A 26,178-nucleotide genomic window follows, 5' to 3' on the forward strand; every position below is an offset into this window, starting at 1 on the left:
CCCGGCTATGCCGGGGCTTTTTTTATCGTTTCTTGACCCGCTTACCAACCATAGGCGATACCCGCCCCGATCACCTCACCATCATGATTATCCCATGCCGAAGCCAGACGGATATCGGTACGGGGTGTCAGTCGATACTGAGCGCCGATGGCTACGGCGTTGGCGTTACGGTAATTGGCGACGCCGAGACCGGTGCTAAAGGTCTGTTGGTTGGTATAGGGGATATCGGCCATCGCCGCGACGGAGGCGATCCCACCGTTGCTCTGGTTATGTTGTTGCGTCATCTGCTGTTGGAGATGGGCTATCTGCCCACTGAACAGCTTGCCGAGATGGTCGATACGGGTATTGGCCGAGCGAATATCATCGTGTTCGATGGTCATCATCGCGCGATGGCTATTGCTCATCTGTGCGACATTAACCGCATCGCTGGCTTGTGTCCCCGCGCTCAGATCGGTGAGTTGACGATGATTGCCTGCGGCGCCGATGGAGACGCTATTCGCACGATTGGTGCGGCTGTTGGCCCCGATGGCGACACTATTGATGTTATCGGCCTGACTGGCGCTACCTAGGGCGAGGCTGTTATAGGCGGAGGCGTGTCCGCTGACACCGATGGCGGTGGCGTAGGGGGCGTTGGCCTGTGCATCGTCCCCGACAGCGATGCTGTTATCGGCGCTGGCGTGGGCGCCGGCACCGAGAGCGGAGGCGTGTAAGGCGGCATGACTGGCAGCCCCGATCGCCAGCCCGGATTGTTGGCTGCGACTGGCGCTACCGATGGCGACACTGTTGGTGCCGTCGGCATCGGCATCGGCGCCGATGGCGCTGGCCGCGCTACCGTGGGTACGGCTACTACTGCCTAACGCCGTATTGTAGTCGCCTTGGCCGCAACCGCTGTTGTTCCCTAAGTGGAGGTTGAGCTCGCTGCGTGTATTGATCGCAGAGAGAGCGACTGTGGGGAGTGGGGCGGCGGAGGCGATGGCTAAGGGTATGACACTACAGAAACATGATAACGAGGCAATCCGGATACGAGCTAGGGACATGATGTAATCCTCTGTTCCATTGAGTGAAGAACCATACACGGTCATGTTCTGAGTGGCGGACAGCGTTGGACGGCGGTGATGACAGCCCGCTGTCGGCGGCGAGAGGCCCGAGTCCAGGTTTATCGGATGATCCGCGTGGGCTCCTCCTGCCGGACGCCGAATAGGGTGTGTGCGACAGGGGGCAGCATGACTCCGCGCCGATGCGATGAGTTATGTTTACCCGATATATCGAGGTGAGCTGATACAGAACACAACATAATGTCTTTATATATTATGGTGTTGTGTCGATAGTCGTCCGTATTCTTTTGCAAATTGAATGGGATATTTTTCGTTATTGTCTACTGATGTCATTTTTCTATTACCCCTTATTACCGCGAAACAATTAATGGCTATATCGCGTGGTTTGTTATTTCTGTGATTAATTCTTAGCGTACGAGCTAAACGAGATAGGGGTAACGGGACCTGTCGGGGGGAGTGTGCATATTGCACGGGCTCTTATTGCCGGAGAGGGCGTAGGGGGGCTAAGGTCAGGCCGTGTGCTTGTCGCCGACCCGCTTAGTCGATGGCGGTTCCTACGTCTGAGATGAGATGTTCTATGATATATGTTGAAATATTCATCACTTAGCATCATTGCCTCTTGCTGCGCCGGCGGAAGTGATTATAATGGTCTGCATATCGCGGGCGTAGTTCAATGGTAGAACGAGAGCTTCCCAAGCTCTATACGAGGGTTCGATTCCCTTCGCCCGCTCCAAATTAGCAACCCTCGCCTCGGCGGGGGTTTTTGCTTTTCGGGTTCCATGTACGGTCAACCGATATCCCCGGCATCGCTCGTGGTTTTCACGAGATAAAAAAAGGGACAGGCCGTCGCCTGTCCCATCGCGTCAGAGAGGATTAGTTAAACCATCCGCTGGCTTTGTCTGCGGCGGCCTTGCCCGCATTCTCAATCCCGCTTCCCATCCGCTCCTTGAGGTGCTTATCGCCCTCGCTCTCGTTGCGAATGGCGTCACCGACGGCGGACTTGTTGCTGATTTCAGCGCGTCGTTCAGCCGCATCCAGCTGCATCTGGTTTTTCTGCTCTTCATCCACCAGCTTGCTGCGGGCATGATTACGGGCTTTGGACAGCTCCAGCTCCGCGCGGCGCGCGTCCATCTCCATTTTCATGTTTTCCAGCTCCATCTGCCGCAGTTGATCTTGGTAGGACTGCTCGCGCTGCTTATCGGCCATCCGCTCTTGATGCGCCTCCCGCTGTGCGGCAAGCTGCTGCTGTTCCCGCTTGAGGCGGGCCTGTGCGGCGGCATGCTGGCGCTGTGCGGCGACGGCCTGTTCATGGCGTAGATGGGCCTGGCGGGCGGCCTCTTCCTGTGCCTGCCTGTTGGCCTCCTCCCTCACCCCCTGCTGCTCGGCGGCGGCGACCGCGTTTAGCTGGGATGAAAGGGGACTGGCGCAGGTCAGCGTCGGTATCGCCAGCAACAGGGCGATTAATGGCTTGCGCATGTTAGACCCCGCTTATGACTTTTTCGGGCAGGCCGCGTTTGGCTGGATACGGGTTTCCCCTTGTTCCATGGAGATCACCAGCGCGATACCCGGCTGGAACTGGCAGGTTTCGCCAACCTGAGTCGAGGTGTAGATCTTGCTGCCCTCTTTGTAGGTCAGGGAGACGCCGTGTACCAGTACCTTGTCTTTGACCAGTGAGCCCGCCGCGGCGCCAGTTGCTGCGCCAGCAGCACCACCAGCAACGGCGCCTGCCTTGGAGCCATGTCCCAGATTGTAGCCGCCGGCGGCGCCAGCAACGGTGCCCAGGATCGCGCCGACGGTTTGCGCCATTTCTTTGTTCTCTTTATTATCTACAGCAACCTTGGCCGGCAGAATAGAAATAATATTGACGGTTTTGCTCTCCTGTTTCTGATTTAGCTGAGTCGGATTATAGACATCGGCAGCATATTGATCTGCATTATTCATACAACCGGAAAGGAATAAAGAGGAGGATAATGCCAGCAGTGCACAGGAAGTTTTTACTTTCATTTAATATACCATTCTCTGTCAAAAAACGCATAGCGGCACGAAATGCCGCAGCGGAATATCGTTACGCAAGAGTTCCTTCGCCGTCTGTGACGGTGAGTGAGAGGAAGAGGATTTGGACAGTCTAATTATTCTGCTGATTTGATTATAAAAGCTGATGCATTTGCATGCTAGGCGATGATGATCGTCCCTACACGCCGTGTAAGGAACAACAGATTAATTCATAACTGATTGGATTTAACGCTTTTTATCTTGCGGGAGAGATTCTATGACCGATGTCTCATGCTGTAAACCCAGAGGCTGGCTCATTGCACTTTGGAAAACACTTAACATTTGACTTAGTGCGCTATCACTGGCTGATGATTTGGCTTAGTTTGCCGTGCTGAGGTAGATAAGAGGGAATATATAAAATGAGTTAATGTGTTTGTCGTGTATTTAGCGATAGAGATAAACTGTCAGTTTATTTGATGATGGTCAAACTGGAGGCCGTAATAGTATAAAAAGTGGGTTAATGTTGGTTTGGTTTTCTCAGTTTATTGCATTGCTGTTGTCTGATTTTCTCTATTACACGCTGTGTTGTTATTTTATGTTGTATAAGTTAGTGCATTACGCGTTATTGCCGAGAGACGATAGGCGTTTCTGTTTGTTAACCCGGCAGCGAGGGTCTATCAGGATATCAACTGCCGGGTAAACGATGCCGTGAGCGGTATAACCTAACGGGTATACAACGACGGCATGCCCTCTGGGCGGGTCTTAAAGCGGCGGTGTAGCCACAGGTATTGTTCTGGCGCGCGCAGGATCTCGCGTTCGACAATCCGGTTCATGAAGGTGGCGGCTTGTACCATGTCGTGTGCCGGGTAGCCATCCAGTTCTGGCTCGATGATCAACTGATAGCCTTGGGCGCCGGGTTTACGGATCAAAACGGTGGTCAGCATGACGGCATTCGACAAGCGCGCCAGCGTGGCGGTGCCATTGGTGGTGGCGGCGCTGCTGACGGCAAAGAACGGGGCGAAGGAGCTGCCGCGTGGGCCATAATCCTGATCGGGGGCGAACCAGACCGCCTCGCCGCTTTTCAGGGCCCCGACGATGCCCTTCAGATTCTTACGATCCAGCATCTGCTTATTGCCGCGCGAACGCCCTCGGGTTTGCAGATACTCTAACACCGGGTTGTTGTGCGGACGGTAGACCGCCATCATCGGGTTGCACAGTCCCATCACGCGACCGCCGAGGTCGAGCGACATAAAGTGGACGCCGACCACTAACACCCCTTTCCCTTTTTGCCGTGCCGCCTGCATGTGTTCCAAGCCGGAGACGTTGAACCAGCGCCGGATGCGGCGATCCGACCAGAACCAGGCGATGCCGAGCTCAAACAGCGAGATCCCCAGGGATTTAAAGTTTTCCCGCACGATATGGGCGATCTGCTCAGGACTCTTCTCCGGGAAGCATAGCGTGAGATTCTGGCGGGCGATGGAGGCGCGTCGCGCCATCAGGCGCATGGCGCAGAGGCCGAGTAGACTACCCAGTCCACAGATCCAGCGGTAGGGCATCTGCACCAGCAGATAGAGTAAGCCGATGCCTAACCACAGCATAAAATAACGAGGGTGTAAAAATTCCCGGCGGAAGTGAAACGTTTTTTTCATTGTTACCTGATAATCGTGGGTAAATTATTTTTTATTTGATCGTAGCCTCTGACCGCGTTGACACAACTGCGGCCATAACACCTTGATATTATTTTTGATATGAATAAGTCATCCTGGCGAAAGCCCTTTTTGCCCTATCTTTCCGATCGTCATTGACGGTGTGTGCGTGGATGCCTGGCATGAGCTTGCTCACAGGGAGCGCGTAGGTGCGAAGCCATAGCACGCTTGGATCGTGCGTCAATTCTCGATTTTCGGCAGTATCCTATGTTCATTCGGGAACAGCGGCCCAGCGAGTGGAGGCCGATCACGGAAAAAGGCGGATGCTGAACGGGGTGAATGGCTGCGTTAGGGTTGCCTTGTTGGTCAAACCAGTGTTGGCATTAACTCATGGGGCCAGGCTTTTCGCAAGCGCTATTTTATTGTGACGAAGGGGATTAGGAACATGACTTATAATGTAATAATCGTTGCCCAAGTTATTTATTAAATGTGTTTAAGTCATGCGAGTTATTTTATTTCATCGGTAATATATAGTGCGTGGGAGAGCGGCCCCCGTAGGGGCCGTGGTGACGCTTAGCTGCGTGTTAAGGTGAGGGCGAGCGGGTGTGCCGCCTGGGTCGTCACACGTAACAGCGTATTGCCATCCTGGTGCTGCAGATGCGCGCCGGCGATCGGCTGAGCTAGTTGCCAGCGCCCCTTCAGCGTCAGTTGGGCATGTTGCGGCGTGGGTTCGCTGCTACGCCAGGGGCGCGAATAGATGCTGACCTCGCGCTGCTTACCATCGGCGCCGATCTGATCGGGATCCTGTCCTGCGTACAACGCCAGATCCGGGTTGACGACGCTCAGGCGTAGCGTATCGCCTTGCGGGGCGAGTAGTGCCATTACCGGTGCATCGCTGGCGAGCAATAGACCGTCACGCTGAAGGCGTGTGGGCTGGAAGAAGGCGTATCCCTCTTGGCCGCTGGCTTGATCTCGGACGGCGTGTAGGCGGTTATCCTTCTGCAGTACCTGGTAGTCCGGTGCCGTCGCCTCGGGTGCATCGATGATGATGGCATACTCATATCCCTGCTGTTGCGGCGCATTGCCATGTAGCAGGCTGGCGACGGCGAATAGCCCTTCGGTCGGCGCATCGTTACGGTCATCGACAGAGTGTTGACGCTGGTAGCTGACGCGGAGCTGCTGACCCGCCGGTAGCCAGTAGCTGTTGCCTGCCGGGTCGACCAGATGGCTGGCGCCTTGCAATACCTGCTGGCTGCCTAACTGGTTGATGCTTTTCCCGTTGACCTGGATGGCTTGCTGTTGTGGCACGGCGAACTGGAACAGCGTCGTCTCTGTCGGATGACGGCGATCCTCGTTGCTGATCCCCGAGCCGAGGGCGATCACCCGATTATCAAACAGGAAGTAGGATTTGTTAGCACGCAGGCTCTCTTGGCCATACTTACTGTGGCCATGCAACTTCATCGCAAACATGCTGTTGCCATCCAGGGTATTGGCACCGACATAGCGCTCCGTCGACAGCAACATCTCCTCGATCCCGGCTCCCGGCAACTGATTAAGCTGAGCCTTCAGCAGGGGATAAGGCAGGATCACACTGGTGGTACCCGGATAGCGGTTCCAGTCCCAGCCCGCGTGGCTAAAGCCTTGGCGCTTCGCGTCGGCCGGAATGATCTCTAACTGTCCATATTGCAGATAGCGGCCATAGCGGTTGTTGTTCTGGTAGCTCTCGTTGCCTACCAGATAGCGGCTGAAGCCACGGGCAATGGCGAGCCAAGAGCGCCCCGGATCTTGTTGTCCGGCGCGGCGTTGGATGGCCATCGCCGCGTAGTTCATCGCCCAGGCACCGCTAGGTTCGGCTTCGGCAGGGATATCGGCGAAGCGCGCCTCGCCAGCCAGGCGCGCGTAAGCGGCGGCCAGTTCAGGATCGACCGTTTGACTACCATCCGGCGAACCGGCTAACGCCATCCATTTAAACGGCGCGATGGTGATGGCGTGCAGCCCGGTGGGATGGCGCCCGCTGAGTGTCAACGGGATCTGGGTCTCCTTGGTGTAGATCCGCATCTTCAACAACACCTCTTTCAGGCGTTGATGCGCCTCTGTCGGGAGGCGGAAGGGAGACTCGCTCAAGGCATAGACCGTGGGCGCCAGTCCGCCGAAGGCATCCTTGGCATAGGCTGGATAGTGCTGCGAATGATGGAAGATCGAGCCATCCGGCTTGAAGCCGCCGCTCACGCCTTGAGAGCGCAACACCGTCTTGGCTAACCATTCGCGAGTCTGGTTGAGCAATGCGTCGCGTTGGGCGGGATCGGGCAACATCAGAATACTCTTCACCATCCATTGCAGCTGGGTGTTGAGGATATCCACGTTGGCATCGACGATCTGGGCATCAGGCTCGAAGATGCGCCCTGTAGCGTTGTACCACATCATCGCCTGTTGGGTCGGCGCCAGTAATTGGTGTTGTGCCAATAGATTACGCTGGATGAACCAGGCATCGAATAGTTCACGCGTCTGGTAGCCGACATGGGTGATGATCTGGTAGCCACTCCCCCGTGCAAAGCCCTGGTCGAGGACATAGCGAGTGGTATCAAGGAATTGGCGTTGTAGGGCATCGCGCTGTTGGGCGCTCAGGGTATCGCTTCGCAGGTAACGGGCGGTCTGCAATAGGATCTTGCCGACGTTCCGAATCGCGTTGGCATCGGTGATGGCTTCAAGCGTCTGCGGGGTAAACACGCCTTTCACTTTCATGAAGTGCTGACGGTTGGGGTGGTCGAGCGGGCGTCCACCGATGGTGCCGTCGGCCAGCGGATGGATACCCAACTGGCGGTAGGCCGCCAGGTTCTGAGCCACCTGCTCGGCGCTGACCGGACTGTCGTGTCGAATGCCATGGTAGTCGTCGAAGCGGCGATAGATTGGGGCGCTGGGACCACGCTGATCGTCGAAGGGGACGTCGAAGTTGAGGGTGGGGAAGCGCTGGCTCAACATCTCGTCATACATCAACAACGCGCTCCAGTTCTTGCTGACCATCTCGTTGACGGCGGTGTTGGCGAACGGCGTGGTGTAGTCAGGCAGCGGCCAACGGTTATCGACCGGCACCCCCAACATGATCTGGTCGAAATAGAGCGTGCCGGCTTGAGCCGGTGCCGTGATGGTGACGCGGTCCATCTGGGCGCTGGGTTTTCCCTGCATGTCGCGGTAAGGCACGGCGATGCCCCGCCAGCCACTAAAGTTCAGTTTGGCCTGGAAACTGGCCGCTGCGCGATCGCCCTGGGCGAAGCGAAAGGTCAGGACATCGTCTACCGGGCGCTCGTTGTAGATCCAGGCCATAAAGGTCAGCGGGGTGGCGCTGTCAGCCGCGTCACGATAGACGATCGGTGACCGGATGGTTAGGGTCGCGGCGGGTTCGTGCTGCCACTTCAGGGCGTGTGTCCCATCTTTGGCTCGTTGGTCACTGATGCTGATGACGCCATGCTGACTGCTTAGCGAGTCCGGCACGGTCTGTTCGAACAGATAGACCGCGTTGCCGCTGGGCTCCTGACTGACGGAGGGGAGGGCGGCGGCGAGGGGCGCCGACAGGCAGGCTAGCACACCGAGGGTAATGAGATTGATACCGTGATGGTTTTGCATGGGCGGGTATTCCATTATCAAGCGTGGAACAAGGCGGGCGAGGGGAGGCCCCTCGCCCGCGCTGCGTTTAGGGCAGTTTCTTCAGCGCAATCTGTTGGGGAATGCCGAAGTCGATGCGGAAACGGAGTCGCGTCTCGTCGCCGCTGGTTGAGCAGTCGATGCCCTGCTCCGGCGTGGCCGGTTGCCAACGTCCTCGTAGGGTGACGTCGATGGTGACCGGTTTCGCCGCCTTCTGACGTGTCATGTTGAGATCCGGGGTTACCGCGCTGAGCACCAGGCCACCCTCTTGCGGACGGGTCATCACGATAGCCGGGCGGTTGACGCCGATCACCTCGCCCTCGTTGAGGCGTTGCGTGCGATAGAAGACATACCCCGTCACCTGGCTGAGGTTGTCGCGGATGACATGAACCCCGTCGTTACTGCGCAGGACGGTGAAGGGGGCTTTACCCTGCTTCAGCTGTTGCGCCAATTGGTTCATGCGTTGCGGGGTGGCGTCGAGCACCACCAGATACTGATAGGCGCCATTCTTGACCGCCTTGCCATGATTGAGCCAGGCGACGCTGAATTCCCCCTCCGTCGGCGCCATGCTCTTATTGTCGGCCGAGTGTTGTAACTGGCGGCGGACCTCCGCCGTCGGCCCCTTCACCAGCAGATAGCCGTTGCCGTTGGCATCGATCAGCCAGTCCCCGTTGTGCAGGCTACCCTGCCAGGAGGCGGCATCAATGCGCTGTCCGTTGACCCAGATGGCGCTGTCGCGTCCCGGTTGATTGGCCAGTTGGAACAGGGTGGTCTCCAAGTCGTGCTTGCTGTCGCTGCTCTTGAGATTGCTGCCGACCATGATCAGGCGATCATCGACGGCCAGGACGCTTTTCAGCGCGCTCAATGCCTGATCGAAACTGGGCTGATCACGCATTGGGCGCAGATCGAAGGCCAGCATGCCATAGCGGCCATCCAGCGATGAGGTGCCGCTGAAGGGGTGACTCCCGCGCTGCATCAGGGTATGACGATTGGGGCTGTTGAGTGCTTCCAACGGCAGATGCAGGGTGGTGGCTCCGGGCATCCGGTTCCAGTCCCAACCCGCCTGGCGATAGCCCTGATCCTCTTGCGAGCCCTGGTTGATGATCTGCACCACGCCATGGCTCTGGTAGCGACCATAGCGGTTATCTTTCTGGTAGATCTCGGAGGACCAGACGTTGCTGTTAAAGGCTTTCAACGTCACCATCTTGTCGTGCCAACGGTGGATGCCGAAGGCGCCGCCATTAAAGGCGTAGAAGCCTTGCGGTAAGGCTGCCGGCGGGATGGCGCTACCGAATAGCGCCTTGGCATCGGCCTCGCTCTTCCCCGCCAGGCGGAGGTAGATGGCCGCCAGGGTCGGATCGGGCTTTTTACCGTAGGCCATGGCCAGCCAGTAGTAGGCGTTGGTCAGGCTGGCGAGCGACGGCGAGTTGAAGGGGTGGCGCCCGGCCAGCGAGATCCCGGTCTGCGGGTTGCTGTAGATCCAGGCGGCGACCATCGCCTGCTTGAGCTTGTCCAGCCCCGCGCGCTGTAGGGCGAAAGGCGTATCGCGCAACAGGTAGGCGAGCTGAGCGGCGTTCTTAAAGGCCGGGAAGGAGTAGCCTGGGTAGTTCCCCTCATGGCGCCAGGCGGTGCCATCTGGGCGCAGGCCATCGTTACTGCCCGGCGGCGTCTGAGCCAGAGCTCCGCTGATGTAATGGCTGAAGGTGTTCAGCAAGTCGATACGCTGTTGCGGGTTAGGCTCCAGCAGCAGTAGGGCGAGATGCTGGCGCGACAGGGTATTGAAGTAATCTAGGTTACTGCTCTGCGGGCCGACCTTCATGTCGAAGCTAGCTTTAAACTCACGCGAATACCACAGCAGCGCATCGTAGACCTGCTGTGTCAATTTGGCCTGATCCAGCACCGGATTCATCAACAGTGCCGAGATGTACCACCAGCGGGCGCTATATCCCCAGTGGTGGGTCGTGACCAGGCCGCTGCCTTTGGCAAAACCTTGATCGAGCAGGTGACGGGTCATCAGCAGATACATGTCGGCCAACGTTTTCCGGGTCGCTGCGTCGTGACTCTGGAGGTAGGCATGGCTGATGTTGTACATCAGTGTGGTGTAGTCGCCCAGGATGACATAACGATCGAATTTCGCCTTATCTTGCGCGCTCAGATACTCCGGTTGATAGAGCACCTTCTGTTTGTCGGTGATCAGATGGCGTCCACTCAGCGTGCCATCGGCCGCCACGCGGATCTGCAACGCCTGGAAGGCGGCGCGTAGCTTATTGAGATCGGCTTCGGCCTTCAGGTTGCTGTCTTGTGGTCCATTGACGAACTCATCGATCAGTCGTTGGCGGATCAGATCGACGCCAGCCTGGTTCGCCGCCGTCAGCGCCAGCGTTGGCTCGGCGTGATGAAAGGCGATCTCCGGTTCGTCGTAGCGCGTCTTGACATGGTAGTCCGACCATTGATAACGCGCATCATCGACCGAGATCATCACGCGATCGATGAACAGGCGGCCGGACTTCTCCCCGGAGGGGGCACGGAAGCGGATGGTATCGATATGCTTACCGAGTGAGCGGCTGACGCTGGGTTCGCCGGCATCTTCGTCGCTGCGTACACCGACGCCGCTCATCTCCCGATTGGCCAGATCGTTGTTGAGCGAGACGCCGACGGCGCGCCAGCCCTGGAAGTTCAGTTTGACCTGAGTGCCCGCGTCGGCCTCATTGTTAGCATTAAGGCCGTTACCGAGATCGACGATAAGCACATCGTCGATCGGCTTCTCGTTGTAGATCCAGAAGGAGAGCACCGGCGTGGCGGAGCGTCCCCAGGCTTTGGAGACCTGAGCATCCGACGGGATCTCCATGTCGTGGCGCAGCAATAGGCTGGCGCCACGTTGCCAATCCCAGACCAGTGCGCGTTCGCCCATGATGGCGCGTTTATCGCTCAGCGCGACATGGGAGCCGGGGGTCGTGGTGATGTCAGCGAGATCGGCGGGCTGATCGAAGCTGTAGATCTGCGCGCGCATGATCTCGGCACGTTTCTTGGCGGCGGCGTCGTTCGGCGCCGCGTAGAGCGGGGCGTTGAGTAGCAGGGCGGCAATCGAGGCCGCCAGCAGGGTGCGATGCATGGATGACATGATAAATTCCCTTCTCAATAGCCCGATTAGAAACGGTTGCCCAGGGTCAGACCGATAACGCCCTCACCGTAGCGATCGTCGCGGTTGTAGCCCACACCGATGCCCAGATTGAGTGACTCGCTGATGTCGAGGCGAGCATTGGCATCGACACGTACCTGGTTACCGCCCACGCGAGCCCCGATGGTTTCGAAGGTGGAACCGCCGTTGTTGATCGACACCAGGGCATGGCGCTGGCGGATACGGCGGTCGCCATCGAGGTCATGCAGGTAGCTGGCCTGGAGGGACGGTGTTAGCGTGCCCCAGCCTGTGGCGAGTTGGGTCCAGGCACTCATGCCACCACCCAGGTGGTTCAGGCTATATTTTTGGCTGCTGTTGCTCAGTGCCAGCACCGAACCGCTCTCACGCCAGGAGTTGAGATTGACCCACTGGTATTGGTAGGTCAGCATCGGACGTAGGTTGAAGCCTGCCACCTCCAGATTCAGACCGGCGTTGAGCTGATAGCCCGCTTGCATCCCCGTGTAATCACCGTTGGCCTGGGTCTCGCCCTGCCAGCCATTACCACCGTCGATACGGCGTTCGCTCTTGACGCGCAGGTAGCCGATATTGAGGTTACCATCGGCGAACAGCATGCCGCTGCGCCAACCGAGGTAGGGCATCAGCTCGACGGTATCGATGCGTTTGCTTTGATCGACGCCGCGGCTGTCGGCCTGGTTGTGGCTGTAGCCCAGGGCAAAGCCGAGCATCGCGCTATCATCGATCTCCTGATCGGCACCGAGGCTGATGCCATAGCGGTTCATCGTAAACCCGTTGGCATAGTCGTTGCCGCTCTGTGAACCGTGGCCATACAGGGTATTGACCCACAGGTTCCAGCCACTGTCGCGCTCTTGTGCTGGCAGTTGCCCCAGGTAGCCGAGCTGGCGCTGGGCGATGTGGTTGCGCATGTCGCCGACCAATTGATTGGCGGCGCGGAGTTCGCTGCCATCGCTGTTCGGTGTCATTTGGTTGGCCAGGTTGGCGATGGAGCTCGCGTTGTTGCCGGCAGAGACCAGCAGTGCCAAGGCTTGATCGGAGGCGGCGCTGTGGGTGCCGTTAAACTCGTTGAGTACGTTGGGGACGATAAACTCGGTAGCGCGTAGGGCGTTCGCCGAGGCGCCACCCTGTTCGGCCAAGGTGGCAAAGGTGCTGGCCCCGCCATAGCTGACGCCATAGTTAACGATCAGCTTATTATCGCTGACGCCACCGTTTATCTGCGGTGGAGAGGATTCGATCCAGGAGTCGGTTGCCGTCAATAGCGGAGAGATATCCAGCTGGGTGCCATCCATACCGGCGATGGTGACCTTATCGGCATTGGTGATGCCCTGGGTGGCTTCGATCAGCACGATATCTTTATTGATAATGCTGGAAATATTACTGCCGTTGTAGCCCATGCTGACGGTACTGCCATCTTTATGCAGGGAGAGTTTGTCGACCCGCAGGATGGCATCATTCAGGTTGGTTTTATCATTAAGCAGGAAGACCAGGTTACTGCCTTTCTGGTTGACGAAGGTTCCCCCAAAATTGATCGTTTCATCCTGACCCATTATGGTCAGGGTTCCCCAGTTTTCGATCGTATTAAAACCGGTAATATTCTTACCATCAAAGGTGGCGCTAGAGTTATTCAGGGCAAAGTTGATTTTATTCCCTTTCCCCGTGTCACCATTGCCGAGGATATCGCCGATAATGGTACTGCCATCGGTGATATCCGCGCGCATCGCGCCGGTTGCCTGGCGGAAGTCCATGGCGATACCGTTGCCTTGGATGGTCGAGCCACCTTTCACGCTGATGATGCGACCGCTGGAGAACTGACCATCGACCTGAATGGCTGGGCCTTGCTCGCTGACGATGTTGGCGCTGTTGATGTAGATGTTGCTGGTGACGGTGGTGCCTTTCTCAACCAGAATCGCCGGTGCGTTTGGCGTATTCACCAGGACATCGTTGGCGATGGTGGTTCCCTTTTCTCCGACGATGATGGTGTCACAGGTCGCATTATTGGGATCGCAAACTTCTGCCGCCCAGGCAGTATTATAGAGGGCAGAGACAATGGCGGTATAAAGGAAAAGGTGCTGGTATTTATTCACGTGATAACCTCGGCGTTGGCAATTTTTATTGATGAATTAGAAACTCGCGCGTACGGCGACCTTAAAGTAGTCGTACTCGGTTTTCTTATCGCTATCTTTGGTTTTGATTTTCTCGTGATAATATTCAGTCATAAGGCGCCACTGATTATTAATCGGATAAGCTAATTGCAGGCTGTAACGTGACATATCTTTCTTGATCACATCACCCAAGGCATTACGCTCGGTTATTTCACCGAATACCGATTGACGGGTAGATGGTGAGATGACCAGGCCGATAGGCGTGTTCCAGCTTAGGTATAAACGTACCTGTTGGTTGCGCTGGATTTCACGCGTATCGAAATCATTTTGCTTATTGGCATGCTTGCCGCTTTGGTAATAGGCCAGCGTAGTGTTGATCTTGGGGGTGATAAAGTAGCGAATACCAGGTTCAAACTCCCATGAAAGATAATCGGTGTTAGTGGTCAAGCCTTTCTTCAGATCTTCTTTCTTTTCGATGCTGAACATGCCGCTACCGGCCAGCGCCCAGTTATTCGAGAGGTTGTAGTAATAGGAGGTCTTGGTGCTATAGAAATCGACGGTGAGGCGGTTGCCATTATCATAAGAGGTAATATCTTGACGTACCTTGAAGCTGGGTTGGATCCAGCCATTATTGATCTTGTAGCGGTAGCCCGCTTGGAGATCCAGACGCTGATAACGACTGTTGTTATCGGCTTCGCGCTGACGCAGGCCGGCGTCGAAGTACCAGTTAGATTTGGTTGGGTTAATGTTGATGTCGAGACGATAGCCGGAATAGTTAGCAGGGGTATCGTAATCGGCGGTTTCCCAGGAGAAGACGGTATTGATATTAGCGGCATGCGCACTCAATGAAGTCAGTGAAAGCGCCAGCAGCGAGCCCAGAAATAATTGGTTATTCTTGTTCATAGCATTCCTTACGATAATAATCGTGATGCATTAATGCCGTTATTTATTTTGTTATGGTAATGATGTCAACGCAGGCCAGACGGCATCCTTACTATCGCCGTAGACGATAGTAAGGTGCTGTAGGGTAATTACCTATGGTGAGTGGCGATTAGCTAGCTTTGGCGCACTCGGCCACTTTCTTATTCAGTTTATTGGTGGTCGCTGTGGTGAATTCAACCGGGCGCCAGGAGTCGCCGGTTTTTTCCAACCAAGGGAGCAACTCTTCATCGGTCAGCTTTTGAATCAATGCTTGATTACCCGCCGCAATATTTTTCATCTGGTAGGGATCGTTAATATTGTCGTACAGGGTATATTTTAGCGGTTGACCATCTTGGCGATCGATCACCAGAGTATGGCTGGCGGTACGTACGCCGCGACGTCCGAAGGAGGGCTCACCATAGGGGACGAATAAGTACAGCTGTGAGCTGGCTGTTTCACCCTTACCGCTGGTGATCCGCTCGGCTAAGTTGTTGCCCTCGACCGTCCCCGGGATCCACTGCTCCAGCCCCATCAAGCCGAGGATGGTCGGGTAGATATCCGGTGCCGACATCAATGCGTCGTCGTTGCCCGGCGCGATCTTGCCCGGCAGGCGGAACATCATCGGGATACGCATCGCCTCTTCGTAGGCAACGTTCTTGGTCGGTTGGCCGTTAGCGCCCAGGCAGCAGCCATGGTCGGAGAAGAACACCACCAGGGTGTTATCCGCCAGCCCCTGCTTATCCAACTCGGCCAGGATACGACCAAACTGCTCGTCGACCCCGTTGACCATCGCCATATACTCTTTGAAGTATTGCGGGCCGTAGCCTTCTTGGTAGTTGGCTTGCCAATCGACATTGGGACGGGTATTGAGATCGCGCGAGGTCTTACCCGCGAAGCGATCCAGATATTTTTGCGGCACCTGGTCGTAAGGCGAATGGGGGGGATTCATGGAAACCACTAACGCAAACGGCTTATCCGCCGCGCGGAAGTTACCCTCATCGTTACGCAGGAACTTGATGGCCATGTCGGCCTCATGTTCGGCACTCCACTGATCGACGAACATCGGCTTCTCGCGTGGGGTGGTGTTGCCCCAGTACATCGGACGCATGTGCAGATCGTAGGTGCCATAGGAGTACCAGAAGTCGAAGCCGTGGCGACGATCCGGGGCGGTCCAGTCGTTCCAGTAACGGCCCTCCATCGGGTTGTTGTAGCTTTCGATGTAGGGGGCATGCGGGGCATCCAGATGCCATTTACCGATGTAGCCGGTGCTGTAGTCCAGCTTCTTCAGCACGTCGGACCAACACTGAGCGTAGCGTGACAGTTCGATGCCGACCTTACCGCCGAAGTCGTGCGCATTGCCGGTGATGCCGTTGCGGATCGGGTATTGACCGGTCATCAGCATGCCACGAAACGGCGTACACAATGGGTAGTTAGAGACGGCCTGGCGCATCACACGGGATTGCTTGGCGAAGGCGTTCAGGTTGGGGGTCAGCGAGGGATCCTGCCCCATAAACTGTAGCGCCTGTGTGCGGAATTCATCGGGAAAGACGATCAGCAGGTTAGGCGCATCCTTGGGCCGGCCTGGCTTGTCTTGGCCCTGCGTTTGCCCTAGCGTGGCGGCGAGGGTCGCCGGCGCCGAGATGGCGGCGCCTCCGGCGGCCAACCCTTTCAGAAAGCTCCTGCGAGTAACGGACATTAACCCCCCTTCTTGTTCTTTGCGTTTTCTTTCGATTGGTTTTTACACATCTTATTTATACTTTTTGTGCAGCTCAAATCATAAATTAACGAAACTTTTGGAAATAGAAGCGGGATCACACTAAATCGTCTCTTATCCCCGTAGTGGAAGGGCGAGTGAGGAGGAAAACTGTGAGGGAGTTAACAAGGATAGCGATTTGTCATCCTATTATTCATGGAGTTATAACCGGTTGAGGGTTCGGTAATCGCGGAGTATAAGACGCAGGATTTCCGTCGTATCAGCGGGGGTGAGTGATCTTTCATTGTCGCTTTCGACATTGTCGCGTACGGCGTTAATCTCACGATCGAAAGCCGAGTGATTAATAGATAATTAACTATAAATTATGTGATTAGCGGCGCTTCGTTTTAATAAATTTAAAACGAAAGCCGTTTGGTGATCGATTTGTGATTAAAAATCGCTCAGTTTGTTTTCGTTGTCTTTCGTGTGGCTGGTATTTAAGCATTGCGTGAGCGCGATAACTTCGGCGTGCAACGCGCTGATAAAGGCGTCGACCGGCGCCGAGCCGGGACGATGTTGAGGCCGAATGAGGCTGATGGTGAAGGGGACGGCGATACTGAATGGCCGCCAGGCCAATCCCTGTTCGGCAAAGTCGAGCGCCGTGAGCGGATTGACGATGGATAGACCCACCCCCTGTCGCACCAAGGCGCAGATGGCGGCGGCACTGTGCGTTTCCGCGACCATACGACGCCGCACGCCGGCCTGTAGAAAGAGCGCATCCAGCGTGTGGCGGTAGCTATCGTCTGCCGCCAGACTGATGTAGGGCTGGTCGGCGAAATGCGCCGGCGTCAGGCAGGCGTAGCGCAACAGGGGATGGTTGGCGGGGAGCACGCAGACCTCGTTCATGACCGCCAGGGTATGGCGTTGGCAACCCGGGGGCGTGCGACTCTCTTCCGTTAACCCGAGATCGTAACGCTGTGCGGAGAGCCACTCTTCCAGCAGAGGGGACTCCTGGGGGGTGATGGTCAGGCTGACATCGGGATACTGGCCGAGAAAACGGCGGCAGACGAGCGGCAGCAGAGACTGGGCGAAGGCCGGTAGACAAGCGATGCTGAGGCTAGCCCGGCGGAACTGGCGGATCTGACCGGCGGCATCCACGATGCGCTCCAAGCCGTGATAGGCACGTTGCACCTCCTCGAACAGTTGGCGTCCTTGTACCGTGGGGCGTAAGCGTCCCCGTACACGATCGAAGAGTTTCAGCGCCAGGAGGTGCTCTAGCTGGGCGAGCTCGCGACTGACGGTGGGCTGTGAGGTCTGTAAGAGTGCCGCCGCCTCGGTCAGGCTACCGCTGGTCATCACGGCGTGAAAGATCTCTATTTGACGTAGGGAAACACGGCGCATGGCGTCCTCCGTTGGCACGCGTGAGCGCGGCGAGATAGCTAATCCATATCATAAATGAATAGACTTGCGACAAATAGATATTTTTTCCACGCCGCGCGGGCTGTTACATATAATCCATGGTCGACTGCTTCAGGAGCCTCGCGTCATGCCTTATCCCCTTAATCAGGCTGGTTATGCCTTAAATGACACCCTACTCGGCGCCTTACCGGCACAGTTCGGTACACCGCTATGGATCTACGATGCGGGGGTGATCTCGCGCCAGATCGACACCCTGCGCCAGTTCGATACCATTCGCTTTGCGCAGAAGGCGTGCTCCAATCTCCATATTTTGCGTCTGATGCGTCAGGCGGGCGTCAGGGTGGATGCGGTCTCGCTAGGGGAGATCGAACGCGCCTTGTTGGCGGGTTTCCAGCCGGGGGGGGATGAGATCGTCTTTACCGCCGATGTGATCGATGAGGCGACGTTGGATCGTGTGTGTGCATTGGCGATCCCGGTCAACGCCGGATCATGCGACATGTTGCGTCAACTGGGGGAGCGTGCGCCCGGCCATCCGGTCTGGCTGCGCATCAATCCCGGTTTCGGGCATGGTCATAGTCAGAAGACCAATACCGGTGGCGAGAACAGTAAGCATGGTATCTGGCATCAGGATCTGGATCAGGCCTTGGCGCTGATCGATGCCTATGATCTGCGCCTCGTCGGGCTGCATATGCATATCGGGTCGGGCGTGGATTACGATCACTTGGCGCGGGTGTGCGACACGCTGGCTAATCAGGCGATTGCCCTGGGGCGCGACATTCAGGCGATTTCAGCCGGAGGCGGCTTGAGTATTCCCTATCGCGCCGACGAGCAATCGGTCGATGTGACGCACTATTTTGGTCTGTGGGACGCCGCGCGGCGGCGTATCGCCGCGCATCTGGGGCATCCGGTGCGTCTGGAGATCGAACCGGGGCGCTATCTGGTCGCCCAGTCAGGCCTGTTGATGGCTGAGGTCCGTGCGGTGAAGACGATGGGGCAGCGCCACTTCGTCCTAGCGGATGCGGGGTTTAACGACTTGATGCGTCCGGCGATGTATGGCAGTCATCATCATATCTCTCTGTTAGCGCGGGATGGCCGTGCGCTAAGTGGTCCGCTGATCGAGACGGTCGTCGGGGGGCCATTGTGTGAGTCGGGCGATGTGTTTACCCAGCGCGAGGGGGGAACGGTTACCGCCTGCGCCCTACCGGCGGCGCAAGTCGGCGATTGGTTGGTGTTTCATGACACGGGGGCCTACGGTGCGTCGATGTCATCGAATTACAACAGCCGGCCATTGTTGCCGGAGGTCTTGGTGACGGAGCAGGGGGTCACCTTGATCCGTCGTCGCCAGCGGATGGAGGAATTATTCGCCTTGGAGCAGCTATAATAAAACACACCGTATGCAGCGGATTGACGCTTAATTAAATTGTTGCCTTATGTTTCATAACCCAACAATAACCTTATTTAACTAATTAGATCATATTTAGCCGGACTCGGATCGCCTAGACTCAGCAGCCTGACTTCTTACCGCGTAATTGGTTTGGTTATGAATAATAAAGCAACCTGTTCCTTGTCGCGTATGGAGCCGGTCTGGCAAGATTTGCTGCATCAGGCGACGCGTAGTCTACTGGCCCAGCGTAACTTGCCAGGGCTGATGCGAGCCCTGCACCAGCTCTCCTTCTCGGTGATCCGCTTCGATCGCGTCAACATTCTGCGGCTGGACCCGCTGCATAACCGCATCACCCTGTACCGCTACGATCCACAACGGGATTGCGTCACACAGGATAGCGATGTGCTGCTGGCCGACGGTCCCGGCGGCCGCGTCTGGGCCGAACAACGCCCAGTCTGTTGCTCTGGGGCGACCTTTCGCCACGATTTCGCCGCCTTGGCCGCGCTGCCACAGTACGCCGCGATTGGCACTTACTGCCAGATGCCGCTGACCACGGAGCAACAACGCCTGGGCGGCCTCGAACTGATTAAAGAGGGGGCTGACGCCTTCAGCGAAGGGGAGTTGGCGCTGGCGGCGCCGCTGGCCGAGGTGGTGGCGCAGATCTTCGAACGCTTGCTCGAGCGAGAACAGTTTCAGCAGCAAGAGGAGCAGCTGCGGCGTGAACGCGACCACTTTCGCATTCTGGTCGATGTGACGAACGCGGTGACCAGCAAACTGGAGCTGGATGCGTTGGCGGCAGAGGTCTCGAAAGAGATCCATCGCTTCTTTGGCATCGACTATATCGGCCTGTCGCTGGTGGAGCAGCATGACGATCGTCTACGCTCCTACATCACCGGTTACCAAGAGGGCCAGCCGGTACTGCGTGAGCAGAAGCTGTTGCCGTTGGCCGGCTCTCTCGCGCAGCAAGTGATCCGTGACAAGAGCATGTTGTTGATGGATCTCTCCGATTCGGCACGCCTGGCACCACAAGATCGCCAATTGGCCCAGATGCTCAACTTCGGTCATCGCACCATCTGCCAGTTACCGTTGATCTTTGGCAATAAGGTGTTGGGGGTCTTGAAACTGGCGCAGTGCCAACCGGGGATCTTCACACCGCGTAACCTCAAGCTATTGCGCCAGATCGCCGCGCGTATCGCCATCGCCGTCGACAATGCCTTGGCCTACGGCGAGATCTCGCGCCTGAAGGATAGCCTGGTGCATGAGAACCGCTATCTGACGGAATGCATCCGCCAAGAGGGGGATTTCGGCGAGATCGTCGGTCAAAGTGAGGCGATGCGCAGCGTGCTGGAGCAGGTGGAGATGGTGGCGGCCAGCGACTGTAGCGTGTTGATTCTGGGGGAGACGGGGACCGGCAAGGAGTTGATTGCCCAGGCTATCCACAATCTTAGCCTGCGGAATCAGAAACGCATGGTGAAGATGAACTGTGCCGCCATTCCCAGCGGGTTGCTCGAAAGCGATCTGTTTGGTCACGAGAAGGGGGCCTTCACCGGGGCGAGCGCTCAGCGTATGGGGCGTTTCGAATTGGCTAACCATGGCACCCTGTTTCTGGATGAGGTGGGGGACATTCCGCTGGAGCTACAGCCTAAGCTGTTGCGCGTATTGCAGGAGCGGGAGATCGAGCGGGTGGGCGGCAGCAAGGTGATCCCGGTCGATGTCCGGTTGATCGCCGCCACCAATCGCGATCTCAAGCAGATGGTGCAGGATCGTCAATACCGCAGCGATCTCTACTATCGGCTCAATGTCTTTCCCATCGTGATCCCACCGTTACGGGAGCGGCCACAAGATATCCCACTGTTGGTCAAGTTCTTCACCCGCAAGATCGCCAAGCGGATGAATCGCACCATCGACAGTATTCCGACGGAGACCATTCGCATGTTGAGCCAGTTACCCTGGCCGGGCAACGTGCGTGAGTTGGAGAATATTATCGAGCGCGCGGTGATCCTTAGCCGTGGCCCGGTGCTCACCCTGCCGATGAACGAATTGCAGTATCACCTCTCGCCTCCGCTGGCCAACCGTGCGCCGGCGGGATTGGAAACGTTGCCGACCCTGCCAGCCGCCGCGCAGGCGGACACGGCGTTGAGCGAGCGCGAGCGCATCCTACAGGTGTTGCGTGAATGCAATGGCATTGTCGCCGGTCCGCGTGGGGCGGCGATGCGTCTGGGCGTGAAGCGAACGACCCTGATCTCACGTATGCAGCGTCTGGGGATCTCTGTTCACGATCTCAGCGTGTGACGTCAGCGTTGTCTGACGGCGTCGACAGTTATGTCGACGCCGCTTGCCAGCGTGAGCGTGGCAGGTCAGCGCGCAGTCAGATTCGGCGATAAAGTCGCCATCCTCGCCGAAATTAGTTATTAACGTTACTAATTTTCTGTAAAACATCATACAAATAATTAATAATTAAAGCTGGCATGTATCCTGCTTATTTATTACCGCAGAGGGAGCGATATATGCCTCCGTCTGGTGTGCGGCGCATCACATCGCGATGCGTACAATCTTTGGGAGTATGGTGGAGTATTTACTATGAAGGTCAGCGAACTAACCGAGAAGTCGCTATTTATCCATAATAAAAATGAAAAACTGATGGCGCAGTGGGCGACCTATAAGAGCAGTCTCATTAAGGCGACCACCTCTTCCCGGCTGAAGATTTTCCATGAGTTCAGCTGTGGTGATGGCGACAGCGTCAACTTCACGGTCTTCGACCACTTTATGGTGGAGATCCGTCTGGCGGGCGAGTTTTACAGTAAGACGATCCAATATGGTTTGCGTCTGGATACGGGCGATGAGGCGCGTTTTGTCGAACTGGGACGGGCGAGCTTCGATGATGAGGGGATGCTGGACGGCCGAGTCAACAACCGTGATCGGGATGGGGTACTGGAGCACTATCTGGAGAAGATCCAGTCGCTGTATGACACCCTGTACCACGCGATGCAGGATACCCGCCCATTGAATGAGGTGCTGTTAGCGCGTTGGGGCGCCACGGCTAGCGTCTGATGCGAACCGCCGTCGGCGTTTAAGGGGAAGCCTTCCCCACTGATGCCGGCGTGGCCGGTTACGGCTCCCGCATCGCCGCCATCTGGCCCGATGGCGTGGGCGAAATCGACCGGGTGCGGGTGCACCCGGCCAAAGCTGCGTGGCATCAACAGATGCGCGGCAGCGGTTCGCTGTGTGGCAGATCGAGCAGGCGTGCGGCGCCGAACAGGCCGACCAGACGCACCTGACGCCGATCGGTGGCGACCCCGATGGTGGCCGCATCGACGCCTAACGGGTGCGCGTGCAGGCAATCCAATACCGCCTGTTCCGCCTCCGGTGCGACGGCCAGCACCAGCTTGCCTTCGTTGGCGAAGTTGAGCGGCTCCAGGCCGAGCAGTTCACAGATGCCACGTACCGCATCCTTCACCGGCAGGCTCTTCTCGTTGACATCCATGCCGCAGCCGCTGGCTTGGGCAAACTCGTGCAGGATGGCGGTCACCCCACCGCGCGTCGCATCGCGTAGGGCGCGTACCCCAGGGATGTTACGCAGCGGGGCGATCAGCGGCGCCAGGACGGCACAGTCGCTGGAGAGTTGCGCTTCCAGTCCCAGCTTTTCCCGCAGGTTGAGGATGGTGGCGCCGTGATCCCCCAGCGTGCCGCTCACGATCAGACGATCGCCAGGCTGGATCTCGCTGGCGGCCCAACGGATATCCGCAGGAATGGCGCCGATCCCGGCGGTGTTGATGAAGAGCTTATCCGCCGCGCCGCGCTGCACAACCTTGGTGTCGCCAGTGACGATCTGGATGCCCGCCTCACGGGCGGTTTGCGCCATGCTCTGTACGATCTGTTCCAGATCGCGCAGTGGCAGCCCCTCTTCCAGGATGAAGCCGCAGGAGAGGTATTTGGGATGAGCGCCGCTGACCGCCAGGTCATTGGCGGTGCCGCAGACGGCCAGCTTGCCGATGTTACCGCCGGGGAAGAAGAGCGGATCGATCACATAGCTGTCGGTGGTAAAGGCCAAGCGGTCACCCTGCTGGTTAAAACTACACAGCGGCAGACGCGCCTGGTCTTCGCGCGCATTGAGCGCCGGATTATCAAACAACGGCAGAAACAGGCTCTCCAGCAATTGTTGCATTGCCAGGCCGCCGCTACCGTGCGCCATGGTAATCACATCGTCTTCAGACCATTTACTACTCACGGTTATTGCTCCATTCCTCGACGATATTGGTAGAACGCCGCACAGGCCCCTTCCGAAGAGACCATCAGTGCGCCAAAGGCATTCTGTGGGTTACAACGAGCGCCAAACAGCGGGCAATCCGCCGGTTTGCAGCGCCCGGTCAGGACATCGCCGCAACGTGCCTGTGGATCATCGGCGACGTGCTGGCTCTGCGGTTGGAAACGCCGCTCGGCATCGAACGCGGCGTAGGCCGGACTCAGGGCGACCCCGGAGTGTTCGATCTCACCCAGGCCGCGCCATTCGCTGCGCTCACGGGTGACGAAGACCTCGTCTAACGCCTGCTGCGCCAGGGTATTGCCGCTATCGGGGACGATGCGGCGATATTGGTTCTCTACCTCACAGCGTCCCTCGCACAGCTGCGCCAGCAACATGTCCAACGATTGCAGAATATCCAGCGGCTCGAAGCCGGTGATCACCAACGGCTTGTGGAACTCGTCGCAGATGAAGGCGTAGGGGTGGGCGCCGATCACCATGCTGACGTGCCCCGGTGCGATAAAGCCGTCGATGCGGACATCGGGCTGTTGCAACAGGCTGCGCAGGGTGGGGGTGATGGTGATGTGTTGGCAGAATACGCTGAAGTTATTGACGCCCTGGCGACGCGCCTGCTGCAGGGTGACCGCGGTGCTGGGCATGGTGGTTTCGAAGCCGAGGCCGAAGAAGACCACCTCACGGTCAGGTAGCTGTTGCGCCAGCGTCAGGGCGTCGAGCGGCGAGTACACGATGCGGACGTCCGCACCTTGGCGCTTGGCGTCTAGCAGGGAGCCGTTGCGTCCCGGGACACGCATGGCGTCGCCGAAGGTACAGAACACCACGCCGGGACGGCGGGCAATCTCGACGCATTGATCGATACGCCCCATCGGCAGCACACAGACCGGGCAACCCGGGCCATGGACAAACTCGATTTCCGGCGGTAGCAGCTGGTCGAGGCCAAACTTGAAGATGGCGTGTGTATGGCCACCGCACACCTCCATGATTTGTAAGGGTAGGCGGCAGTCGGCCGGTAGGTCGGCGACGCGCTGGCGGATCCGCGCTAACAGCGCCTCGGCCAGTTGGGGATCGCGGAATTCATCAACAAACTGCATCGATCACTCCCCGCTGCGTGCCGCGCCGGCGCCGCCGCGCATGAAATGCGCCACGTCGGCCTCAACCGCTTCCATCGCCTGTAAGGCCTCCAGAGTATCCTGTGCCTCTTGCTCGTCCAGTATGCTCATGGCGAAGCCGACATGCACCAGTACCCACTGACCAAGCAGATCGCTCGGCGCCCCTTCACACACCAGCGCGATGTTGACTTCGCGCTTGACGCCGCAGACATCGACTTGCGCCAGCTGATGGATATCGTCGCCCACGGCGACCACTTTTCCCGGTATTCCCAGACACATTATTGATTCTCTCCCAGCGTGGTTTCCAGCCAAGCCAACCAAGCCTCCATCCCGTCGCCACGGCTGGCGGACAGTTGGATCACCTGGATCTGCGGGTTGATGCGGCGCGCATTGGCGATGCAGGCCTCGACATCGAATTGCAGATAGGGCAGCAGATCGATCTTGTTGATGATCATCAGGCTGGATGCGGCAAACATATGCGGATATTTCAGCGGCTTGTCTTCACCTTCGGTGACGGACAGCACCGCGACTTTGTGGCGCTCGCCCAGATCGAAGCTGGCCGGGCACACCAGGTTGCCGACGTTTTCGATAAACAGCAGGCTGTGATCCGGCAGATCCAGGCGATGCATGGCGTCATGCACCATCTGTGCATCCAGATGACACCCTTTGCCGGTGTTGACCTGGATAGCGCTGACGCCGGTGGCGCGGATACGCTCGGCATCGTTGGTGGTTTGTTGATCCCCCTCGATCACCGCGCAAGGAATACGATCGGCGATGCGTTTCAGGGTTTCGGTCAGCAGTGTGGTCTTACCGGATCCCGGGCTGGAGACCAGGTTGAGGGCCGCAATGTGCTGCTGAGTGAAGTGCTCGCGGTTATGCTCGGCCAGCGTATTGTTTTTGCTCAGCACATCCTGCTCGATCTGCACCATGCGGCGCTGGCTGATGCCGGGGGCGTGTGCGCCCGCCTCGCCGTGGCCATAGTGCAGATCGTCGTGGTGTTGATGCGGAACGAATGCGCTATTGTGCTCGTGCTCGTGCTCGTGCTCGTGCTCGTGCTCGTGCTCGTGCTCGTGGCTATGGGCGTGTGTATGCGCGTGATCGTGAGCATGTTCATGCGCGTGTTCATGTTCATGTGTGTGTTCGTGCGCCTGCGCCTGTTCTGGCGTAGCGAACACATAGTGGTAGTGGTGATGCACATCACCATTATGGTGGTAGTGGTGGTGGACGTTGACGACGCGCGCGGACGCTTGCCCCTCATGGTCGTGATGATGGTCATGCTCATGATGATGACCATGGTGGTGACCATGGCGATGCGCGTGCCCGTCGTGAGCGTGGGCGTGATGGTGTTCGTCGCCTTCAATATGCAGTTCGCCGGCTGCACAGCCGCAGGTGGTACACATAAGGGGTCTCCTGAGCGTTAAGGTTACTCAATCTCAATCTGTTTGATTTGCATGCTATCGCCGTCATCGACGCGCAGGTTATGGCTCTGGCAGTGCGGGCAACCGGCATCATGGCTGGTCACCGTGATGGGCTGGCTGCAACTCCAGCACCAGGCTTGCGCCGGGATGGTGTTGATATGCAGCGCGCAGCCCTCGGCTAGCGTACCGCGACAGACGATGTCAAAACAGAAGGTTAAGGCGCTCTCCTCGATGCAGGAGAGCGCGCCGATGTCCAGCCAGACCGCGGTGACGCGCTGGGCGTCGCTGGCGCGCGCCTGGCGTTCGATAATGTCAAATGCGCTTTGGCAAAGGGATAATTCATGCATGATCGTTCTTCTTTTGTTGTGCCGGCCTATCCTCGGGGAAA

At 57.6% G+C, this 26,178-nt stretch carries 18 protein-coding genes and 1 tRNA gene; 4 read left to right on the forward strand and 15 right to left on the reverse strand.

What is annotated here, in order from left to right; genetic code table 11:
• Positions 1-41 precede the first annotated feature (41 nt).
• Complete coding sequence (locus DCL27_RS02700; protein WP_035596579.1) at positions 42-1,037, reverse strand: YadA-like family protein; 996 nt, start codon at positions 1,035-1,037, stop codon at positions 42-44.
• 677 nt (positions 1,038-1,714) lie between these two features.
• On the opposite strand from DCL27_RS02700, the gene DCL27_RS02705 reads away from it, so the two are divergent.
• Positions 1,715-1,788: transfer RNA gene (locus DCL27_RS02705), tRNA-Gly, on the forward strand.
• Between the two features lie 140 nt (positions 1,789-1,928).
• On the opposite strand, the gene DCL27_RS02710 is transcribed toward DCL27_RS02705, so the two are convergent.
• From DCL27_RS02710 to DCL27_RS02750, 9 genes are all read right to left on the reverse strand, one after another.
• Complete coding sequence (locus tag DCL27_RS02710; RefSeq protein ID WP_035596581.1) at positions 1,929-2,531, reverse strand: DUF5384 family protein; 603 nt, start codon at positions 2,529-2,531, stop codon at positions 1,929-1,931.
• A 12-nt stretch (positions 2,532-2,543) separates the two neighbouring features.
• Complete coding sequence (locus DCL27_RS02715) at positions 2,544-3,059, reverse strand: hypothetical protein (protein ID WP_005296376.1); 516 nt, start codon at positions 3,057-3,059, stop codon at positions 2,544-2,546.
• A gap of 710 nt (positions 3,060-3,769) precedes the next feature.
• Entirely contained in the window at positions 3,770-4,696 is a 927-nt protein-coding gene (lpxL, locus tag DCL27_RS02720) for an LpxL/LpxP family Kdo(2)-lipid IV(A) lauroyl/palmitoleoyl acyltransferase (RefSeq protein ID WP_035596582.1), read from the reverse strand.
• A gap of 570 nt (positions 4,697-5,266) precedes the next feature.
• A complete protein-coding gene (locus DCL27_RS02725) occupies positions 5,267-8,314 on the reverse strand; it encodes a chondroitinase family polysaccharide lyase (RefSeq protein ID WP_035596584.1) in 3,048 nt (1,015 codons plus the stop codon).
• A gap of 67 nt (positions 8,315-8,381) precedes the next feature.
• Positions 8,382-11,453, reverse strand: coding sequence for a chondroitinase family polysaccharide lyase (locus tag DCL27_RS02730; protein WP_035596587.1), 3,072 nt, complete (start codon positions 11,451-11,453; stop codon positions 8,382-8,384).
• Positions 11,454-11,479: 26 nt separating this feature from the next.
• The gene (locus DCL27_RS02735) at positions 11,480-13,570 is read right to left on the reverse strand and encodes an autotransporter family protein (protein ID WP_005282049.1); all 2,091 of its coding nucleotides are present in this window, start codon (positions 13,568-13,570) and stop codon (positions 11,480-11,482) included.
• Positions 13,571-13,606: 36 nt separating this feature from the next.
• Positions 13,607-14,491 (reverse strand): OmpG porin family protein, encoded by an 885-nt coding sequence (locus tag DCL27_RS02740; protein WP_035596589.1) that lies wholly within the window; start codon positions 14,489-14,491, stop codon positions 13,607-13,609.
• Positions 14,492-14,639: 148 nt separating this feature from the next.
• Positions 14,640-16,205 (reverse strand): sulfatase-like hydrolase/transferase, encoded by a 1,566-nt coding sequence (locus tag DCL27_RS02745; protein ID WP_035596591.1) that lies wholly within the window; start codon positions 16,203-16,205, stop codon positions 14,640-14,642.
• Positions 16,206-16,652: 447 nt separating this feature from the next.
• On the reverse strand, positions 16,653-17,603 hold the full coding sequence (locus DCL27_RS02750) for a LysR family transcriptional regulator (protein WP_005282044.1): 951 nt from the start codon (positions 17,601-17,603) through the stop codon (positions 16,653-16,655).
• A 145-nt stretch (positions 17,604-17,748) separates the two neighbouring features.
• Between DCL27_RS02750 and lysA the strand changes: the two genes are divergently transcribed.
• From lysA to hycA, 3 genes are all read left to right on the forward strand, one after another.
• Positions 17,749-19,002 carry a diaminopimelate decarboxylase gene (gene lysA / locus DCL27_RS02755; protein ID WP_005296384.1) on the forward strand — a complete coding sequence of 418 codons (1,254 nt, stop codon included), beginning with the start codon at positions 17,749-17,751 and terminating at the stop codon, positions 19,000-19,002.
• Between the two features lie 159 nt (positions 19,003-19,161).
• A complete protein-coding gene (gene flhA, locus DCL27_RS02760) occupies positions 19,162-21,297 on the forward strand; it encodes a formate hydrogenlyase transcriptional activator FlhA (protein WP_080582815.1) in 2,136 nt (711 codons plus the stop codon).
• Between the two features lie 288 nt (positions 21,298-21,585).
• Positions 21,586-22,056 carry a formate hydrogenlyase regulator HycA gene (gene hycA / locus DCL27_RS02765; protein ID WP_005282037.1) on the forward strand — a complete coding sequence of 157 codons (471 nt, stop codon included), beginning with the start codon at positions 21,586-21,588 and terminating at the stop codon, positions 22,054-22,056.
• A 145-nt stretch (positions 22,057-22,201) separates the two neighbouring features.
• Here hycA and hypE read toward each other — a convergent pair whose 3' ends face one another.
• The 5 genes from hypE to hypA are packed head-to-tail and all read right to left on the reverse strand — an operon-like array spanning position 22,202 to position 26,137.
• Positions 22,202-23,197 (reverse strand): hydrogenase expression/formation protein HypE, encoded by a 996-nt coding sequence (gene hypE, locus DCL27_RS02770; protein ID WP_005282035.1) that lies wholly within the window; start codon positions 23,195-23,197, stop codon positions 22,202-22,204.
• A 38-nt stretch (positions 23,198-23,235) separates the two neighbouring features.
• Positions 23,236-24,354, reverse strand: a complete 1,119-nt coding sequence (gene hypD, locus DCL27_RS02775) for a hydrogenase formation protein HypD (RefSeq protein ID WP_005282033.1) — start codon at positions 24,352-24,354, stop codon at positions 23,236-23,238.
• A gap of 3 nt (positions 24,355-24,357) precedes the next feature.
• Entirely contained in the window at positions 24,358-24,651 is a 294-nt protein-coding gene (hybG, locus tag DCL27_RS02780; RefSeq protein WP_005282030.1) for a hydrogenase maturation factor HybG, read from the reverse strand.
• On the reverse strand, positions 24,651-25,772 hold the full coding sequence (gene hypB, locus DCL27_RS02785) for a hydrogenase nickel incorporation protein HypB (RefSeq protein WP_109691567.1): 1,122 nt from the start codon (positions 25,770-25,772) through the stop codon (positions 24,651-24,653). Before hypB ends, hybG begins: the two co-directional genes overlap by 1 nt.
• A gap of 23 nt (positions 25,773-25,795) precedes the next feature.
• Positions 25,796-26,137: a hydrogenase maturation nickel metallochaperone HypA gene (gene hypA / locus DCL27_RS02790; RefSeq protein ID WP_005282024.1), complete on the reverse strand. Its 342-nt coding sequence runs from the start codon at positions 26,135-26,137 to the stop codon at positions 25,796-25,798.
• Positions 26,138-26,178: the final 41 nt, after the last annotated feature.

The sequence above is a fragment of the Edwardsiella tarda ATCC 15947 = NBRC 105688 genome, assembly GCF_003113495.2.
GTDB classification, from domain to species: Bacteria; Pseudomonadota; Gammaproteobacteria; order Enterobacterales; family Enterobacteriaceae; genus Edwardsiella; species Edwardsiella tarda.

Coding starts and splice junctions, on each gene's coding strand:
- DCL27_RS02700 (WP_035596579.1), bottom strand. CDS start 1,037: ATGTCCCTAGCTCGTATCCGGATTGCCTCGTTATCATGTTTCTGTAGT.
- DCL27_RS02710 (WP_035596581.1), bottom strand. CDS start 2,531: ATGCGCAAGCCATTAATCGCCCTGTTGCTGGCGATACCGACGCTGACC.
- DCL27_RS02715 (WP_005296376.1), bottom strand. CDS start 3,059: ATGAAAGTAAAAACTTCCTGTGCACTGCTGGCATTATCCTCCTCTTTA.
- lpxL (WP_035596582.1), bottom strand. CDS start 4,696: ATGAAAAAAACGTTTCACTTCCGCCGGGAATTTTTACACCCTCGTTAT.
- DCL27_RS02725 (WP_035596584.1), bottom strand. CDS start 8,314: ATGCAAAACCATCACGGTATCAATCTCATTACCCTCGGTGTGCTAGCC.
- DCL27_RS02730 (WP_035596587.1), bottom strand. CDS start 11,453: ATGTCATCCATGCATCGCACCCTGCTGGCGGCCTCGATTGCCGCCCTG.
- DCL27_RS02740 (WP_035596589.1), bottom strand. CDS start 14,491: ATGAACAAGAATAACCAATTATTTCTGGGCTCGCTGCTGGCGCTTTCA.
- DCL27_RS02745 (WP_035596591.1), bottom strand. CDS start 16,205: ATGTCCGTTACTCGCAGGAGCTTTCTGAAAGGGTTGGCCGCCGGAGGC.
- DCL27_RS02750 (WP_005282044.1), bottom strand. CDS start 17,603: ATGCGCCGTGTTTCCCTACGTCAAATAGAGATCTTTCACGCCGTGATG.
- lysA (WP_005296384.1), top strand. CDS start 17,749: ATGCCTTATCCCCTTAATCAGGCTGGTTATGCCTTAAATGACACCCTA.
- flhA (WP_080582815.1), top strand. CDS start 19,162: ATGAATAATAAAGCAACCTGTTCCTTGTCGCGTATGGAGCCGGTCTGG.
- hycA (WP_005282037.1), top strand. CDS start 21,586: ATGAAGGTCAGCGAACTAACCGAGAAGTCGCTATTTATCCATAATAAA.
- hypE (WP_005282035.1), bottom strand. CDS start 23,197: ATGGCGCACGGTAGCGGCGGCCTGGCAATGCAACAATTGCTGGAGAGC.
- hypD (WP_005282033.1), bottom strand. CDS start 24,354: ATGCAGTTTGTTGATGAATTCCGCGATCCCCAACTGGCCGAGGCGCTG.
- hybG (WP_005282030.1), bottom strand. CDS start 24,651: ATGTGTCTGGGAATACCGGGAAAAGTGGTCGCCGTGGGCGACGATATC.
- hypB (WP_109691567.1), bottom strand. CDS start 25,772: ATGTGTACCACCTGCGGCTGTGCAGCCGGCGAACTGCATATTGAAGGC.
- hypA (WP_005282024.1), bottom strand. CDS start 26,137: ATGCATGAATTATCCCTTTGCCAAAGCGCATTTGACATTATCGAACGC.